This window comes from Mesorhizobium sp. CNPSo 4661 (assembly GCF_057784215.1).
Genome location: NZ_JBWGIO010000003.1, coordinates 110,349 through 129,006, shown reverse-complemented (window position 1 = coordinate 129,006; position 18,658 = coordinate 110,349). Strand labels below are relative to the sequence as shown.

Genomic DNA, 18,658 nt, shown 5'->3' with positions numbered 1-18,658 from the left:
ACGGTCCTGTTCAACCTTGCGACAATGCGGTCATGACTTGGCGGAACCGCGCGGCGACAGCCTCGCGCTTCGCGTGCCTGCCGCCGGCGACCTGCTTCTTGCCATGCACCCAGACACAATCGACCTTGCTGCCATTGGCAAAGATCCAGGCGTCGAGAATCGCATCGCCTGTCTTGCCGGTCAGCGATGGGTGGCCGGCGTCAAGCGAGACGAGATCGGCAGGGCCGCCGGTGGCAATTCGCGACGGACCGGCGCCGAGCGCCTGGCTGCCGCCGTCGAGCGAAGCGTCGAACAGCGCACGCCCCGTGGATCCGCCCGCGCGGGCGAGCACGTTGCGGGCGCGATGGGCGAGGCGCTGCGAATATTCGAGCTGCCGAAGCTCGTCCGGCAGGCCGATCAGCACGTTGGAATCGGAGCCGACGCCAAAGCGGCCGCCATGCTCGACGAACAGCGGCGCGGCAAACGTGCCATCGCCGAGATTGGCCTCGGTGATCGGGCAGAGCCCGGCGATGGCGCCGCTTTTGGCCATGGCGATCGTTTCGGCATCGGTCATATGCGTGGCGTGGATCAGGCACCAGCGTTTGTCCACTGTGGCGTTGGCAAGCAGGAACTCGACCGGACGCTTGCCCGACCAGGCAACGCAATCCTCGACCTCCTTTACCTGTTCGGCCACATGGATGTGGATCGGTCCGTCCGGTGCCATCGCCGCGACCGCATTGAGCTCGTCCGGCGTTGCGGCGCGCAGGCTGTGCGGCGCGACACCGACGACGGCCTGCTCCAACGAGCGAACGCCCTCGCGGGCTTTCCCAAGCAGACGTCCGAAGCGTTCGACATCATTGATGAATCGCCGCTGGCCCTCGTTCGGGGCGGCGCCGCCGAAGGCGGAATGGGCATAGAAGACAGGCAGCAGCGTCAGCCCGATGCCGGTGTCGGCGGCCGCGGCGGCGATCCGCTCCGCCATCTCGGCGATGTTGGCGTAAGGCTTTCCGTCGCGGTCGTGATGCAGGTAATGAAATTCGCCGACGCGCGAGAAGCCGGCCTCCAGCATTTCGACATAGAGCTGTGACGCGACCGCCTCGACCTGGTCCGGCGTCATCGACAGGGCGAAGCGGTACATCACCTCGCGCCAGCTCCAGAAACTGTCGGCCGAAGGGCCGCGCAACTCGGCAAGACCTGCCATGCCGCGCTGGAAGGCGTGGCTGTGCAGATTGGGCATGCCCGGCACGACGATGGCATGGCGCTCGTCGCCGGCCTGCGCGGAAGCGCCAGCCTCGACCGTGGAGAAGCGGCCGCCGTCGAAGGCGATCCTTACATTGCCCTGCCAACCACCGGGCAGCAGCGCCTGTTCCGCAAAGATCGCCGTCACTTTTCTCTCCGAATCTGAACGCGCCAGCGACGATACCACTTGCGCCGCGTTTTAATATGTATATACATAATCGCCATCCAATCAAATGGAAAAGATGATGGGTGGAGCAAACGGAAAGAGCGGCCATCGGGTCTGGCGCAATGCGCGCCTGGCGACCTTGGCCGATGGTGCGGCCGGTCTCGGCATCGTCGAGAAAGGCGCGGTCGCCGCGCGCGATGGGCTTATTGTCTATGCCGGCCCCGAGGCCGATATGCCGGCCGCTGCCGGGCAGGGCGCCGAGACCGTCGATTGCGCTGGCCGCTGGATCACGCCCGGCCTGATCGATTGCCATACGCATCTGGTCTATGCGGGAAATCGCGCCAACGAATTCGAGATGCGGCTGGCCGGCGCCACTTATGAGGAAGTGGCGCGCGCCGGCGGCGGCATCGTCTCCTCGGTCAAGTCGCTGCGCGCCGCCGGCGAAGACGAGCTGGTCGCCCAGACGCTGCCGCGCCTCGACGCGCTGATGGCCGAAGGCGTCACCACCGTCGAGGTGAAATCGGGCTACGGCCTCGATGCCGACAATGAGAAGAAGTCGCTGCGCGCCGCCCGTCGGCTGGGCAACGAGCGCCCCGTTACCGTCCGCACGACTTGTCTTGCCGCGCATGCGCTGCCGCCCGAAGCCAGGGGCGACAAGGACGCGTTCATCGATCTCGTCGCCAACACCATCCTGCCGCAGGTCGCCGCTGAAAAGCTCGCCGACGCCGTCGATGGTTTTTGCGAGGGCATTGCATTCTCGCCGGAACAGATGGCGCGCGTCTTCGACAAGGCCAAGGCGCTCGGCCTGCCGGTGAAGCTGCATGCGGATCAGCTCTCCAACCTGCATGGCGCGGCCCTTGCCGCCCGCTATGGCGCGCTGTCGGCCGACCACCTCGAATATACGGACGCGGAGGGCGCTGCGGCGATGGCCAAGGCCGGCACCGTTGCGGGCATCCTACCCGGCGCCTACTACTTCATCCGCGAGACCAAGAAGCCGCCGGTCGATCTCTTCCGCCGCCACGGCGTGAAGATGGCTGTCGCCACCGATTCCAATCCCGGCACCTCGCCGCTCACTTCGCTGCTGCTCACCATGAACATGGCCGCGACGCTGTTCGGCATGACTGTCGACGAATGCCTTGCCGGCGTCACCCGCGAAGCCGCGCGCGCCCTTGGCCTGCTGTGCAACACCGGCACGCTTGAAGCCGGCAAATCGGCCGATCTCGCCATCTGGGACATCGAGCGCCCGGCCGAACTCGTCTACCGCATGGGCTTCAACCCGCTCCATGCCCGTATCTGGAGAGGACAATGACCGAACTTACCCTGACGCCCGGCAACGCGACGCTTGCCGACTGGCGCGCCATCTATCGCGGCGCCGTGCCGAAGCTCGACGCTGCTTGCCGGCCGAAGATCAAGGCGAGCGCCGAAGCGGTGGCCCGCATCGTCGCCAAGGGCGAGCCGGTCTATGGCATCAACACCGGCTTCGGTAAGCTCGCCAGCGTCCGCATTCCGGCCAACGATCTCGAAACGCTCCAGCGCAACATCGTGCTGTCGCATGCCGCCGGCGTCGGCGAGCCGATGCCCGTCGCCGTGGTGCGGCTGATGATGGCACTGAAGCTCGCCAGCCTCGCCCAGGGCGCCTCCGGCGTGCGGCCCCAGACCATCGAATTGCTGGAAGCCATGCTCGCCAACGACGTCATCCCCGTCGTACCGGCGCAAGGCTCGGTCGGCGCTTCAGGCGACCTCGCACCGCTTTCCCATATGACGGCCGTGATGATCGGCGTCGGCGAATGCTTCACCCCGCATGGCCGCTTCCCGGCCAAGGTGGCCTTCGTCTCGCACGGGCTGGAGCCGGTGACGCTCGGCGCCAAGGAAGGCCTGGCCCTGCTCAACGGCACCCAGTTCTCGACGGCTTTCGCTCTCGCCGGCCTGTTCGAGGCGGAGACGCTCTATCAGTCGGCACTGGTCGCCGGCGCGCTGTCGACCGACGCCGCAAAGGGCTCCGACGCCCCCTTCGACCCGCGCATCCATCTGTTGCGCAAGCATCGCGGCCAGATCGAGACGGCCGATGCCCTGCGCAACCTGATGGCCGGCAGCGCGATCCGTGAATCGCACCGCGTCGGCGACGAGCGCGTGCAGGATCCGTACTGCCTGCGCTGCCAGCCGCAGGTGATGGGCGCCGCCCTCGACGTGCTGCGCAAGGCCGCTGACACGCTTCGGACCGAGGCCAATGGCGTCACCGACAATCCGCTGATCTTCGCCGAGGACGACACCGCGCTTTCGGGCGGCAATTTCCACGCCGAGCCGGTGGCCTTCGCCGCCGACATGATCGCGCTTGCGGTCTGCGAGATCGGCTCGCTGTCGGAGCGGCGTATCGCCATGCTGGTCGACCCGGCGCTTTCGGGCATGCCGGCCTTCCTGACGCCGAAGCCGGGTTTGAACTCAGGCTTCATGATCCCGCAGGTGACGGCGGCGGCCCTCGTTTCGGAAAACAAGCAGAAGGCCTACCCGGCGAGCGTCGATTCCATCCCCACCTCGGCCAACCAGGAAGACCATGTCTCGATGGCGGCGCACGGCGCGCGCCGGTTGCTCGGCATGATCGAGAACGCGACCGCCGTGATCGGCATCGAGTTGCTGGCCGCAGCCCAAGGCTGCGACTTCCATCAGCCGCTTGCATCCAGCGAGGCGCTGGAAGCGGTGCGCAAGCTGGTCCGGGCCGAAGTCCCGCATCTCGACAATGACCGTCATTTCCATCCCGACATGGAGAAGGCGATCGCCATGGTGCGCAACGGTGCCACGGTGAAGGCGGCGAGCGCGGTGGCGTTGCCGGGAATTGCGTCGTGAGGATGCATGCCCTGATAGGCCGCGATCCTTCGCGCCCCCCTCTGTCCTGCCGGACATCTCCCCCTCCAGGGGGGAGATCAGCAGCTTCTTTGGCGCCGCCCCTCTTGCAGCGTCGGCGATTGGCGAAGGCCGGCGTGACAGCCAATCTCCCCCCAAGAGGGGGAGATGCCCGGCAGGGCAGAGGGGGGCGCCGTAGAGCTCCAACTTACGGAGGTCTCTCATGACCTCGCCCAACTGGCTCACTGTCACCCAGGGCACCGCGCCGCTGCTGGTCTCGATCCCGCACACGGGCATCGACCTTGCTGGCCTTGACGGCCGGCTGGTCTCGACCTGGCTTGGCCGTCGCGACTGCGACTGGTGGATCGACAATCTCTACGATTTCGCCAAGGATCTCGGCGCGACCGTCGTGCACACCGCCATTTCGCGCACGGTCATCGACGTCAACCGCGATCCGTCCGGCGTCTCGCTCTATCCCGGGCAGGCGACGACTACCCTTTGCCCGACGGAGACTTTTGACGGTGACCCGCTCTACCGTATGGGCAACGAGCCGACGCCGGCCGAGATCGACCGGCGCCGCGAGACCTATTTCGCACCCTACCACGCTGCCCTGCAGGCCGAGATCGATCGGCTGCGCGGCATGCATGAAAAGATCGTGCTCTACGACTGCCACTCGATCCGCTCGGTCCTGCCGAGGCTGTTCGAAGGCACGCTGCCGGTCTTCAATCTCGGCACCAATGACGGCAAGAGCACCGATCAGGCGCTGCAGGAAAAGGTGGCCGCCATCCTGGCCGCGACCGGCGAGACCTGGGTGGTCAACGGCCGCTTCAAGGGCGGCTGGATCACCAGAAGCTTCGGCCAGCCCCGGAATGGTGTCCACGCGCTGCAGATGGAGCTCTCCAACCGCGGCTACATGCGCGAGCCGGCCGAGAAGGGCTCACCCGAGAACTGGCCGGTGCCCTACGACGCGACCTATGCCGCGCCGATCCGCGCCACGCTGAAGAACATCCTCGAAACCGCCATTGACTGGGCCGGGCGCTGAGGCGCCGCCTTACTCGAAAGGGACAATGATGAACGATCCACGCCACAACATCCGCGAAGTGCGCAGCCCCCGCGGCGACAAGCTCAACGCCCGCTACTGGACGACCGAGGCGCCGCTGCGCATGCTGATGAACAATCTCGATCCGGAGGTCGCCGAGAACCCGAACGAGCTCGTCGTCTATGGCGGCATCGGCCGGGCGGCGCGCACCTGGAACGATTTCGACCGCATCGTCGCGTCGCTGAAGACGCTGGGCGAGGACGAGACGCTGCTGGTCCAGTCCGGCAAGCCGGTCGGCGTCTTCAAGACCCATTCCAACGCCCCGCGCGTGCTCATCGCCAATTCCAACATCGTGCCGCACTGGGCAACCTGGGAGAAGTTCAACGAACTCGATAGGAAGGGCCTGATGATGTACGGCCAGATGACGGCCGGCTCGTGGATCTATATCGGCACGCAAGGCATCGTGCAGGGCACCTATGAAACCTTTGTCGAGGCCGGCCGCCAGCACTACAACGGCAACCTCAAGGGCAAGTGGATCCTGACCGGCGGTCTCGGCGGCATGGGCGGCGCCCAGCCTCTGGCCGCCGTCATGGCGGGCGCCTCCTGCCTTGCCATCGAGTGCAACCCGGATTCGATCGATTTCCGCCTGCGCACCCGCTATCTCGACGAGAAGGCCGAGACGCTCGACGAGGCGATGGAGATGATCGATCGCTGGACCAAGGCCGGCGAGGCGAAGTCGGTCGGCCTGCTCGGCAACGCCGCCGAGATCGTGCCGGAGATGTTCAAGCGCGGCATCCGCCCCGACATGGTCACTGACCAGACCTCGGCGCATGACCCGATCAACGGCTATCTGCCCAAGGGCTGGACGATGGCCGAGTGGCGCGAGAAGCGCGTCAGCGATCCGAAGGCAGTCGAGAAGGCGGCGCGCGCCTCGATGCGCGAGCATGTCGAGGCGATGGTGGCGTTCTGGAACGCCGGCGTGCCGACGCTCGACTACGGCAACAACATCCGCCAGGTCGCCAAGGACGAAGGGTTCGAGAACGCCTTCGCCTTCCCGGGCTTCGTGCCGGCCTACATCCGGCCACTGTTTTGCCGCGGCATCGGCCCGTTCCGCTGGGCCGCGCTCTCCGGCGATCCGGAGGATATCTACAAGACCGACGCCAAGGTGCGCGAGCTCACCCCCGGCAACACCCATCTGCACAACTGGCTCGACATGGCGCGCGAGCGCATCTCGTTCCAGGGCCTGCCGGCGCGCATCTGCTGGGTCGGCCTCGGCGACCGCCACCGGCTCGGCCTCGCTTTCAATGAGATGGTGGCCAAGGGCGAGCTCAAGGCGCCGGTCGTCATCGGCCGCGACCACCTCGATTCCGGCTCGGTCGCCTCGCCGAACCGCGAGACCGAAGCGATGAAGGACGGCTCCGACGCCGTTTCCGACTGGCCGCTGCTCAACGCGCTGCTCAACACCGCGTCCGGCGCGACCTGGGTGTCGCTGCATCATGGCGGCGGCGTCGGCATGGGCTTCTCCCAGCATGCCGGCATGGTGATCGTCGCAGATGGCACGGCGGACGCTGCCAAGCGCCTGGAGCGTGTGCTGTGGAACGACCCGGCGACCGGCGTGATGCGTCATGCCGATGCCGGCTACGACATCGCCGTCGAGTGTGCCAAGGAGCACCAGCTCAACCTGCCGGGCATCCTGGGCTAAAGCGATGCGCATCCTTCGTGCCGCCGACTACAAAGTCATGCCGTGGAAGAATGGCGGCGGCACGACGACCGAGATCGCCGTCTCGCCTGATGGCGCCGGGCTCGACGATTTCGACTGGCGCATCTCGATGGCTAAAGTCGAAACCAGTGGGCCGTTCTCGAGTTTCGCCGGCATCGACCGCACGCTGTCGGTGCTGGAAGGCGAGGGGATCGTCCTCGACATCGCCGGCCAGCCGCCGGCGCCGCTGACCACGGCCTCGGCGCCACTAGCCTTCTCAGGCGACGTGCCGACCGGGGCGGCGCTGATCGGCGGCCCCATCACTGATCTCAACGTCATGACCCGCCGTGGCCGCATGGCCCATAAGGTCGAGCGCCGGGCGCTCTCCGGTGAAATTCGCATCTCGCCGCGCGCCGACACGACGCTGGTTCTGGCCGTCGACGCAGGCTTCACGCTCTTCACGGACGATGCGTCGAGCCTGGGACCGCTCGATACGCTGATCCTCGACCGGGACAGCCCGGAATTGCGGCTTCAGCCCAAGGGGCAGGGCCTGCTTTTCGTGATCGAGCTCCACCGCCTCGCCGCCAACCATTAACGGCTGTTGCCAAACATGATCGCGGCTCGGGCGAATTATCGCCCGGCCCCTTGCATGTATCACGAAAAAGCCTGAATCCTTGCCCTGATCCAACCGGGGGCGAAGAGCGAGGGGCGTTCGCCCACGAGCTGTCGAAAGGGCACGCCCCTGTTGTGGTGCGCAAAACAAACTTTCGGCCGATCAGTCATGCAACCAATTGCAATTGAACCGGTTTTAGGGCCATTGCCGTGGCGGTGACGCCGCATTGCGCCCCCGCTTACGGAATTTTCAATGAACATTCAGACGAATCCGAACAAGATCGAACAGACAAGCGCCGGCTTCCCGACGGTGACGGAAGCGCCGATACGCTCGAATTTCCTGCCCGAGGACCGGCTGCGCGCCTTGGGCGTCGCGCTCGCCAAGGGCGAGGTCAAGGAACTGTTCGGCCTCGCCCCGTTCGAGTTCCAGGCCCGCATCCGCGACAGCGCCAAGAAGATCCTCGAAGTCTACCGCTCGACCAATGCCGCCCAGGCCAAGGGCGAGACCATAACGCCGGCCGCGCAATGGCTGCTCGACAACAACTACCTGGTTGAGGAGACCATCTTCCAGGTTAAGCGCGACCTGCCGCGCCGCTTCTATCGCCAGCTGCCGACGCTCACGCTCGGCGACGGCACGGTGCTGCCGCGCGCCTTCGTCGTTGCCTGGAGCTATGTCGAGCATTCCGACAGCTCGGTCTCGGCCAGCATGTTCAAGGCGATCGTCGAGGGCTTCCAGTCGGTCGAGCCGATGAAGATCGGCGAGCTCTGGGCGCTGCCGTCGCTGCTGCGCTTCGTGCTGATCGAGAACCTGCGCCGCATCGCCGTGCGCGTCGATCGCACCAGGCAGATGCGCCACGTCGCCAACGAGGTCGCCGACCGCGTCCTGGCGACCGACGACAATGCCGACCGCACCAGGATCCTGTCCAACTACAGCGCGCATGCGCAGGACACCACGTTCGCCACCCAGCTGCTCTACCGCCTGCGCGACGGGTCGCAGAACGCCGGCCGCGCGCTGGAATGGCTGGAAGGCGAGCTCGAAAAGACCGGATCGGATGCCGAGGAGATTATCATCTCCGAGCACCAGACGCTGTCCGGCGGCAACGTCACCACCGGCAACATCATCCGCGGCCTGCGCCTCATCAACGACGTCGACTGGACGGTCTGGTTCGAAGGCGTCAGCCGCATCGACACGCTGCTGCGCGAGAAGACCGATTTCGCCGACCTCGATTTCTTCTCGCGCGACCAGTACCGCACCGCGATCGAGCAGCTGGCGCGGCGCTCGGAGCTGTCCGAATACCGGGTGGCCGAGAAGGCGATCGAGCTTGCCGGCCACACGCCCGGCGTCACCGATGCGTCCGGCGTGCCCGAAACCGCCGATCCCGACGTGCACACCGATGTAGGCTTCTTCCTGGTCGGCCCGCGCCGGCAGGAACTGGAAAAGGCGATCGGCTACCGGCCGCCTTTCTATGTGACCTTCAAGCGCGGCTTTGCCAGCGCCGGCTGGATGGGCATCGTCGGGCCGGTCTTCCTGCTGACGGCGCTGCTGCTCGTGCTGTCGGGCAGGGCGCTCGCCAATCTCGGCCTGTCGGTGGAATCGATCACGCTGATGCTGGCGCTGTTCGCGGTGCCGGCCAGCGAAGGCGCGCTGGCCTTCTTCAACACCGTGGTGGCGCTGTTCCTGAAACCGACCAGGCTTGTCGGCTACGACTACAACAAGCACGGCATCCCGGCCGCGTCGCGCACGTTGGTCGTGGTGCCCTCGCTGATCGGCTCGCGCGACGACGTCGAGGAAAACATCCGCAACATCGAGGTGCATCACCTCGCCAACACGGCGGAAGAAATCCATTTCGCTCTATTGTCCGACTGGCCGGATTCCAAGACTGAGATCGACGCCGCCGATATCGAGATCCTGCAATATGCCCGCGACGAGATCGCCAGGCTCAACGCCCGTTATCCGTCGGAAGGCTCGCCGCGCTTCTACCTCCTGCATCGCCGCCGGCTCTACAACCAGGCGCAGGGCTGCTGGATGGGCTGGGAGCGCAAGCGCGGCAAGCTGCATGAGCTGAACCTTCTGCTGCGTGGCGACAGCGACACCACCTTCCTGCCGCTCGACGTGCCGCTGCCGGAAAAGGTCGTCTATGTGATGACCCTCGACGCCGACACGCGCACCACGCGCGATGCGGTTTCGAGCCTGGTCGGCAAGCTCGCCCATCCGCTGAACCGCCCGCATTTCGATCCGGTCAAGCGCGTCGTCAGCGCCGGCTACACCATCCTGCAGCCGCGCATCACCGCTTCGCTGACCAGCGGCGACGACGCCTCCTTCTTCCAGCGCGTCTTTTCGGCCAATCGCGGCCTCGACCCTTATGTCTTCGCCGTCTCCGACATCTACCAGGACGTCTTCGGCGACGGTTCTTTCACCGGCAAGGGCCTCTACCATGTCGACGCCTTCGAGGCGGCGCTGAAGGACCGCATCGACGAGAACACCATTCTCAGCCACGATCTGCTCGAAGGCGCCCTGTCGCGCGCGGCGCTGGTCACCGACGTCGAGCTGGTCGAGGATTATCCGACCCGCTATTCGGTCGACGCCTCGCGCCACCATCGCTGGGCGCGCGGCGACTGGCAGCTGCTCGGCTATATCTTCGATCCGCGCTCCGGCGTGCCGGCGCTGTCGCGCTGGAAGATGGTCGACAATCTGCGCCGCTCGGTCACCCCGATCTTCTGGGTCATGGCCTGCGTCGCCGGCTGGACGCTGCTGCCCTTCACCCAGGCCGCGCAGTGGCAGGCCCTGATGATCCTCAGCCTGTTCATGGCGCCGACCTTCGACATCGTGAACGGCATCCTGCCCAAGAGCGGCGACCAGACGCCGCGCGGCCATTTCTCTGCTTTGGCGCGCGACACGGTGTTTGGCACGGCGCTTGTGGCGCTCAAAGTGCTGTTGATGGCGCATCTCGCCTGGATGATGGGAGATGCCATCGTCCGCACCATCTACCGGCTCTTCGTCAGCCGGCAGAACCTGCTCGAATGGCGCACCGCCTCGCAGGCAGCCAAGGGCGGCAACGATCTCGGCGCCTATTACGGCATGATGTATGGCGCGGTCATCATCGGCGTCGTCGGCCTGGCGATTCCGGTGCTCGCCGATTCCACCGGCGCCTTCGTCGCCTTCTTCTTCGCCATTTTCTGGATCGCGTCGCCCGCCGTCGCCTGCTGGATCAGCCGTTCGGCCGAGACCGAGGACAGGTTGCGCATCTCGGCCGCCGACATTCACGCGCTGCGCACCTTCGCGCGCCGCACCTGGCATTATTTCGAGACCTTCGTGACCGCCGAGCAGCATCACCTGCCGCCGGACAACTTCCAGGAAAGCCCGGCGCCGGTGGTGGCGCCGCGCACCTCGCCGACCAATATCGGCGTCTATCTGCTTTCGGTGGTGTCGGCGCGCGACTTCGGCTGGATCAGCCTGTCGGACGCCATCACCCGCATCGACGCCACGATGACGACCATCGAGAACATGCCGCGCGATCGCGGCCATCTCTACAACTGGTACGACACGACGACGCTGAAGCCGCTTTATCCGCTCTACATCTCGGCGGTCGACAGCGGCAATCTCGCCGGCCACCTTGTCGCCGTGGCGGCCTCCTGCGCCGAATGGGCCGAAGCGCCGTCCGTGCATCTGCAAGGCGATTTCGAAGGCATCATTGACACCGTCACCATTCTCGACGAAAGCCTGGACGAATTGCCGGACGACCGCCGGCAGTTGCGACCGCTGCGCCAGCGCCTGGCCGACCGTCTCGACGGCATGCGTCGCGCCGTCGCGACCATCAAGGCGCAGCCTGAGATGGCGTCGATCCGCACCATCAACCTTGCCGTGCTCGCGGGCGAGATCCGCAAGCTCGCCACCGCCATCCACACCGAGGCGGCTTCGCCGAAGAGCGATGTCATTGCCGACTGGGCGGAGCGGCTGGAAGCGACCTGCGAAGCCCATGTGCATGACTCGCACAATGACGAGAGCGCGGTTTCGGCGCTGCGTGCCAAGCTGCTTGCGCTGCGCGAGCGCTGCCGTCGCTACGCCTTCGAGATGGATTTCTCCTTCCTGATGCGGCAGGAGCGCAAGCTTCTGTCGATCGGCTACCGCGTCGAGGACCGCCAGCTCGACGAGAGCTGCTACGACCTGCTCGCCTCGGAGGCGCGGCTCACCAGCCTGTTCGCCATCGCCAAGGGCGACCTGCCGACCGAGCATTGGTTCCGTCTCGGACGGCCGATCGTCGAGATCGGCTTCCAGGGCGCGCTGATGTCCTGGTCGGGCTCGATGTTCGAGTACCTGATGCCGCCGCTGGTGATGAAGGAGCCGCAGGGCTCGATCCTCAACCAGACCAGCAAGCTGATCATCAAGCGCCAGATCCAGTATGCGCGCTCCAAGAACGTGCCCTGGGGCATTTCGGAAGCGGCCTACAACGCCCGCGACCGTGAGCTGACCTACCAGTACACCAATTTCGGCGTGCCTGGCCTCGGCCTGAAGCGCGGCCTTGGCCAGAACACCGTGATCGCGCCCTACGCGACGATCCTGGCGGCTCAGTTCAGCCCGCGCGAAGCGGTGCAGAACCTGCAGCGGCTGCGCTCTATCGGCGCGCTCGGCCGTCACGGCTTCTACGACGCGGTCGATTTCACGCCGCAGCGCGTGCCCGAGGGCACCGACCACGCCGTGGTGCAGAACTACATGGCGCACCATTCCGGCATGTCGATCGCGGCGGTAGCCGACGCCATTTTCGAGGGCCGGCTGCGCGAGCGCTTCCACAGCGACCCGGTGATCGAGTCGGCCGAGCTCCTGTTGCAGGAGAAGGCGCCCCGCGACATTCCGACCGCGACCGTCCGGACGGAGGCCGACGAGCGCTCCAAGGACGAGACCGAGGCCGAGAGCCCCGACAGCCGCGTCGTCCTCGACCCGATCAAGGCGCTGCGCGCGACCAACGTCATGTCCAACGGCCGCTATTCGGTCATGGTCACCGCGACAGGCTCCGGCTACAGCCGCTTCGGCGAGCTTGCCGTCACCCGCTGGCAGCCGGACCCGAGCGAGGATCGCCTCGGCTCCTACATCTTCCTGCGCGACACCGCGACGGGCGACTGGTGGTCGGCCACGGCGGAACCGAAGCGCGCCGAAGGCGAGCGCGTCCAGACGCTGTTCGGCGACGACAAGGCGAGCTTCACCAAGACGGTGGGCTCGCTGCGTTCCGAAGTCGAGTGCATCGTCATTTCCGAAGGCAACGGCGAGGGCCGCCGCATCACGCTCTACAATGACGGCGCCACCGACCGGTATATCGAGGTGACTTCCTTCGCCGAGCTGGTGCTCGGCAACGAAGCCTCGGACAACGCGCATCCGGCGTTCTCCAAGATGTTCGTCGAGACCGAGATCGCGCCGAACAACGGCGCCATCTTCGCCACGCGGCGCAAGCGCGACAAGAACGATCCCGACCTCACCATGGTGCATTTCGTCACCGACCCGTCGGGTCCGTCGCGCGATGCCGAGGCCGAGACCGACCGGCGCGCCTTCATCGGCCGTGGCCGCACCATCGCCGATGCCGTCGCGTTCGACCCCGGCGTCAGGCTTTCCGGCAGCCAGGGCTTCACGCTCGACCCGGTGGCGGCGCTGCGCCGTCAGGTGCGCGTGCCGGCCAACAAGAAGGTATCGCTGACCTTCTGGACGGCCGTCGGCGTCAATCGCGACGAGCTCGACGAGGCGATCGCCCGGCTCGACCACCAGGAGAGTTTTGCCCGCCAGGCCATGCTTGCCTGGACGCGCAGCCAGGTGCAGACGCGCCATCTCGGCCTCAGCCTCACCGACGCCGCCAATGTGCAGAAGCTGGCGCGCTACTTGATATATCCCGATCCGTTCCTGCGCCTGCCGGCGGAATCCATCGCGTCGGGCCTCGGCCGCCAGTCGAGCCTGTGGCCGACCAGCATCTCCGGCGATTTCCCGATCTTCCTCGTGCGCATCGGCGACGTCGCCGATCTCGAGATCGTCGCCCAGGCGCTCCGCTTCCAGGAGTATATGCGGGCCCGTGGCATGATGATCGACTTCGTCGTCGTCAACGAGCAGGCCTCGTCCTATGTGCAGGACCTGCAGCGCGCGGTGGAGACGCTGTGCGAGAACAGCCGCCTGCGCGGCCGCGAGCTCGGGCCGCGCCAGCACATCTTCGCGGTACGCCGCGACCTGATGGACGAGCCGACCTACAAGACCTTGCTGTCGGTGGCGCGCGTCGTGCTGCATACCCGCAACGGCACGATCTTCGATCAGCTCGAACGCGCCGAGACAGCGGCGCTCCAGGCCCGCGATGCCTTGCTGCAGGCCGAGGGCGGCTCGCCGCGCGAGCCCGTTCCGCCGCTGCCCTTGCCGGTCCCGGCAAGCCGGGGCGGGGCCGACATCGCCGCCGACGGCGGTGGTCTCAGACTTTGGAACGGCTTCGGCGGCTTTGACGGCGACGGCCGCCACTATGTCACGCGGCTGACCGGGCGGCGCTCGACACCGCAGCCCTGGATCAACGTGATCTCCAACGCTTCCTTCGGCTTCCACGTCTCGGCGGAAGGCGCCGGTTTCACCTGGAGCCGCAACAGCCGCGACTATCAGCTGACGCCATGGTCGAACGACCCGGTGTCGAACCGGCCGGGCGAGGGCTTCTATATCTTCGACCACGCCAGCGGCAAGGCGTTCTCGCCGATGGCAGCGACGGTTCGCGATCCGTCGATGACCTATGAGACCTGGCACGGCCAGGGCTTCTCGACGTTCCGCTCGAAGCGCGGGCCGCTGTCGATGGATTTGACGCAGGTCGTCGATCCTGTCGATCCGGTGAAGATCAGCCGGTTGCGCATCCAGAATTCGGGTTCCGTGCCGGCGCGCCTGCGCGTCTATGCCTACGCCGAATGGGTGCTGGGCGGTCATCGCTCGCGCACCGCGGCGACCATCGTGCCTTCCCGGGACGCGGTGACCGGCGCCATGCTGGCGCAGAACCCCTATGGGCTCGATTTCGGCGAGCGCGTCGCCTTCCTGGCGGCAAGCCATCCCGTCCATTCGGTGACCGCGGACCGTTCCGAGTTCGTCGGCAGGCACGGTACGACCGAATATCCGCAGGCCGTGCTTGGCGGGCTTGCGCTCTCCGGCCGCATCGAGGCGGGCGACGATCCCTGCGCGGTTCTCGCCAGCGACATCGACATCCCTGCCGGCGGCGACGTCACGCTGCTCTGGCTGCTTGGCGACGCGGCAACGCCCGCCGAAGCGAGCGCGCTGGCGCAGACCCATCGCGGCAAGGATTTCGACCAGCGCCTGGCCGACAACGAAAAGGCCTGGCGCGGCTTCCTCGACACCATCCAGGTCGAGACGCCGGACGAGGCGATGAACGCCATGGTCAACCACTGGCTGCCTTACCAGAGCCTGGCCTGCCGCATCCGCGCGCGCTCGGCCTTCTACCAGGCGAGCGGCGCTTTCGGCTTCCGCGACCAGTTGCAGGACACGCTTGCCCTTCTGGCGCACGACCCGAAGCTGGCGCGCGACCAGATCCTCAATGCCGCGCGCCGGCAGTTCCCCGAAGGCGACGTGCAGCACTGGTGGCTGCCGCGTACCGACGCCGGGGTGCGCACCATGATCTCGGACGACGTCGTCTGGCTGGCGCATGCGACGGCCCGCTACATCGAGGTGACGGGCGACGCTGGGATACTCAAGGAGCAGTTGCCCTTCGTCGACGGGCAGCAGCTCGGCGAGGGCGAGCATGACGCCTTCTTCACGCCGGAGATCACCAAGACCACCGCGCCGCTCTATGACCATTGCGCGCGGGCGCTCGATCTCGCGATCAAGCGCAGCAGCCCTGCCGGCCTGCCGCTCATCCTCGGCGGCGACTGGAACGACGGCATGAACCGTGTCGGCGAGGGTGGCAAGGGCGAGAGCGTGTGGCTGGGCTGGTTCCTGTTGAAGACGCTCACCGACTTTGCCCCTGTCGCCAAGGGGCAGGGCGACGCCAAACGGGCGCAGGCCTGGGTCAAGCACGCTGACGTGCTCAAGCGTGCCCTGGAAAGCACCGCCTGGGACGGCCAGTGGTACCGGCGCGGCAGCTTCGACGACGGCACGCCGCTCGGCTCGCACAATTCGGACGAGTGCAAGATCGACTCCATCGCCCAGTCCTGGAGCGTGATGTCGGGCGAGGGCGATCCCGCGCGCTCGACGACGGCCATGGAGCAGGCGACCGAGATGTTGGTCGACGACGAGCTCAAGATCGTCAAGCTGTTCACGCCGCCCTTCTCCAAGAGCCAGAAGGACCCCGGCTACATCAAGAGCTATCCGCCGGGCGTGCGCGAGAATGGCGGGCAGTACACCCATGCCGCCACCTGGTTCGTCATCGCGCTGGCGGAAATGGGCCGCACCGACGAGGCCTATCGCTGCTTCTCGATGCTGAACCCGGTCAATCACGCTTCGGACGAAGCGGCGGCCGAGCATTATCGCGTCGAGCCTTATGTCGTGGCCGCCGACATCTATTCCGGCGAAGGCAAGGGCGGCCGTGGCGGCTGGACCTGGTACACGGGCTCGGCCGGCTGGCTTTACCGCGCCGCCGTGGAAGGCATTCTCGGCATAGAGCGGCGCGGCAAGGAGATCACGTTTAGGCCGAAGCTGCCCGGGCACTGGGACGGCTACGCCGCGACGCTCAAGATGTTCGACGGCGAAATCAAGCTTCGCGTCATCCGCGACAAAAAGACCAAGTCGATCTCGCTAGAAGTCGACGGCTCGAAGAAAAAAGCGACGTCTTTTGAGCCGAAGGCCGGCGGCAAGACCGAGGTCGTCGTCAGGATACCTGCGTAAAATCAAAGGCTTGGCTTGTCGGCCGCGCGTCCCCCGGGATGCGCGGCCGATCGCCGTTTTTTACTTGGCGAGGCTCCCGCGCCCGGTCACATGCCTTCCTTTAGGGCAGGCTAAGCAAGCAGCATGTGATTAAAAATGTGGCAGTGCGGGGTAAGTGCCATTATTTTGCCGCAAGGCTGACATTTCACCTTTTATCTCAAACCGTTAGGTGATCACGTCAGATTTCGTACCGTCGTCATCTTTTGTTCGCTAAATGGGAACGGAAGGGATAGACGACGCATTGTTTCGCGACACATTAACCGATACGTGTCAGAAAATGGTGCGGTGCACAAAACCGGCATTGAGCACTTACAAGAGTTTGGCGGAGTAGCTGAAGTGTCACTTCTGCAGATCTACTTAAGAGCGCTGGGTTATCTGGCGGCCGACAAGAAGCGTGTCGCGCTGATTTGCGGAGCCAACGTGGCGCTCGCGGCAATCGCAATCCTCGAGCCGATCCTGCTCGGCCGGGTGATCGGCGCCATCTCGGAAAAAGGCCCGGTGTTCTCGACGCTCGCCGTCTGGGCCGCTCTCGGCATCTTCAACGTCGTCGCCTTCGTGCTGGTTGCGCGCGGCGCCGATCGCTTCGCCCATGCCCGCCGTTCCGAAGTGCTCTGCCAGTCCTTTGAACGCGTGATCACCATGCCGCTCGCCTGGCATCACCAGCGCGGCACGTCCAATTCGCTGCACACGCTGCTGCGCGCCGTCGAGACCCTGTTCAGCCTGTGGCTCGAATTCATGCGCGTGCATCTGTCGACGGCAATCGCGCTGGTGCTGCTGGTGCCGACTGCGCTTGCCATGGATATCCGCATGTCCGTTGTGCTGCTCGGCCTCGGCGTGCTTTACGTCGGCATCGGCCGTATCGTCATGCGCCATACCAAGTCGGGGCAGACAGCAGTCGAGCGCCACTACCACACCGTCTTTGCCCATGTGTCCGATAGCGTCAGCAATGTCGCCGTGCTGCAGAGCTACAACCGCATCGGCCATGAGACCGCGACGTTGAAGCGTTACGTCAAGGACCTGCTCGACGCCCAGAACCCGGTGCTCGACTGGTGGGCGATCGCCAATGCGCTGAACCGCCTGTCGTCGACCATCTCGATGATGATCGTGCTGTCGATCGGCGCCTATCTCGTCACCCGTGGCCAGCTCCGCGTCGGCGATGTCGTCGCGTTCACCGGCTTTGCCGGAATGCTGATCGCCCGTCTCGACCAGATGTCGGCCTTCACCACCCAGATCTCCGAGGCGCGCGCCAAGCTCGAGGACTTCTACCGTCTTGAAGACTCGGCCGCCGAAACCGTCGAGCCCGATGGCCTGCGCGAGCTCACCAACGTCACCGGCCATGTGCGCTTCGAGGACGTCAGCTTCGAGTTCGCCAATTCCGGCCACGGCATCGAGGACGTCTCGTTCGAGGTCCAGGCTGGCCAGACGGTCGCTATCGTCGGCCCGACCGGCGCCGGCAAGACGACGCTCATCAACCTGTTGCAGCGCGTCTTCACGCCATCCAGCGGCCGTATCCTGATCGACGGCATCGATACCCGCACGGTGACCCGCAAGTCGCTGCGCCATTCGATCGCCACCGTCTTCCAGGACGCCGGCCTGCTCAACCGTTCGATCGAGGACAACATCCGCGTCGGCCGCGCCGATGCGAGCAATGACGAGGTGCACGCTGCTGCCAATGCCGCCGCCGCACAGGACTTCATCCTGTCCAAGAGCTGCGGCTACGACACTGTCGTCGGCGAGCGTGGCGGCCAGCTCTCGGGCGGCGAACGCCAGCGTATCGCCATTGCCCGCGCCGTGCTGAAGGACGCCCCGATCCTGGTGCTCGACGAGGCGACCAGCGCGCTCGACGTCGAGACCGAGGACCGCGTCAAGGAAGCGATCGACGAGCTGCGCCGCAACCGCACGACCTTCATCATCGCCCACCGTCTGACCACGGTCCGCGACGCCGACCTCGTCGTCTTCATGGACAAGGGCAAGGTGGTCGAGTTCGGCGGCTTCACCGAGCTATCGCTGCGCAACGGCCGCTTCGCCAGCCTGCTGCGCGCCGGCGGCCTGCTCAACGACGAAGAGGTCCGGCGCCTCAGCCGTCCGGTCACGGAAGCGGCGTAAGCACGGCGCTTCTCCTTCTCCCCTTGAAGGAGAAGGTGGCCGCGTAGCGGCCGGATGAGGGGTGCTCCAGGGAAAGCCGACGTCTCACTCCGCTGGAACACCCCTCAT

Annotated in this window: 8 protein-coding genes; 7 read left to right on the top strand and 1 reads right to left on the bottom strand. The window is 66.0% G+C overall.

The features are described from left to right. Nucleotides 1–10: 10 nt before the first annotated feature. Entirely contained in the window at nt 11–1,366 is a 1,356-nt protein-coding gene (locus AC0YKC_RS05340; protein WP_488510388.1) for a formimidoylglutamate deiminase, read from the bottom strand. A gap of 97 nt (nt 1,367–1,463) precedes the next feature. Here AC0YKC_RS05340 and hutI point away from each other — a divergent pair, with 97 nt between their 5' ends. The 7 genes from hutI to AC0YKC_RS05305 all read left to right on the top strand — a co-directional run bounded on the left by hutI (nt 1,464) and on the right by AC0YKC_RS05305 (nt 18,550). Next, the gene (gene hutI, locus AC0YKC_RS05335) at nt 1,464–2,693 is read left to right on the top strand and encodes an imidazolonepropionase (RefSeq protein ID WP_488510387.1); all 1,230 of its coding nucleotides are present in this window, start codon (nt 1,464–1,466) and stop codon (nt 2,691–2,693) included. Further along, nucleotides 2,690–4,225, top strand: coding sequence for a histidine ammonia-lyase (gene hutH / locus AC0YKC_RS05330; protein WP_320297361.1), 1,536 nt, complete (start codon nt 2,690–2,692; stop codon nt 4,223–4,225). The genes hutI and hutH overlap by 4 nt, the downstream gene beginning before the upstream one ends. Nucleotides 4,226–4,445: 220 nt before the next feature. Beyond that, nucleotides 4,446–5,264: an N-formylglutamate deformylase gene (gene hutG, locus AC0YKC_RS05325; RefSeq protein ID WP_320297360.1), complete on the top strand. Its 819-nt coding sequence runs from the start codon at nt 4,446–4,448 to the stop codon at nt 5,262–5,264. Nucleotides 5,265–5,289: 25 nt separating this feature from the next. Continuing rightward, a complete protein-coding gene (gene hutU, locus AC0YKC_RS05320; RefSeq protein ID WP_488510386.1) occupies nt 5,290–6,963 on the top strand; it encodes a urocanate hydratase in 1,674 nt (557 codons plus the stop codon). Between the two features lie 4 nt (nt 6,964–6,967). Next, entirely contained in the window at nt 6,968–7,555 is a 588-nt protein-coding gene (locus AC0YKC_RS05315; RefSeq protein ID WP_488510385.1) for a HutD/Ves family protein, read from the top strand. Nucleotides 7,556–7,825: 270 nt separating this feature from the next. Further along, complete coding sequence (locus tag AC0YKC_RS05310) at nt 7,826–16,405, top strand: glycoside hydrolase family 94 protein (RefSeq protein ID WP_488510384.1); 8,580 nt, start codon at nt 7,826–7,828, stop codon at nt 16,403–16,405. 375 nt (nt 16,406–16,780) lie between these two features. After that, nucleotides 16,781–18,550 carry a glucan ABC transporter ATP-binding protein/ permease gene (locus tag AC0YKC_RS05305; protein WP_434722408.1) on the top strand — a complete coding sequence of 590 codons (1,770 nt, stop codon included), beginning with the start codon at nt 16,781–16,783 and terminating at the stop codon, nt 18,548–18,550. Nucleotides 18,551–18,658: the final 108 nt, after the last annotated feature.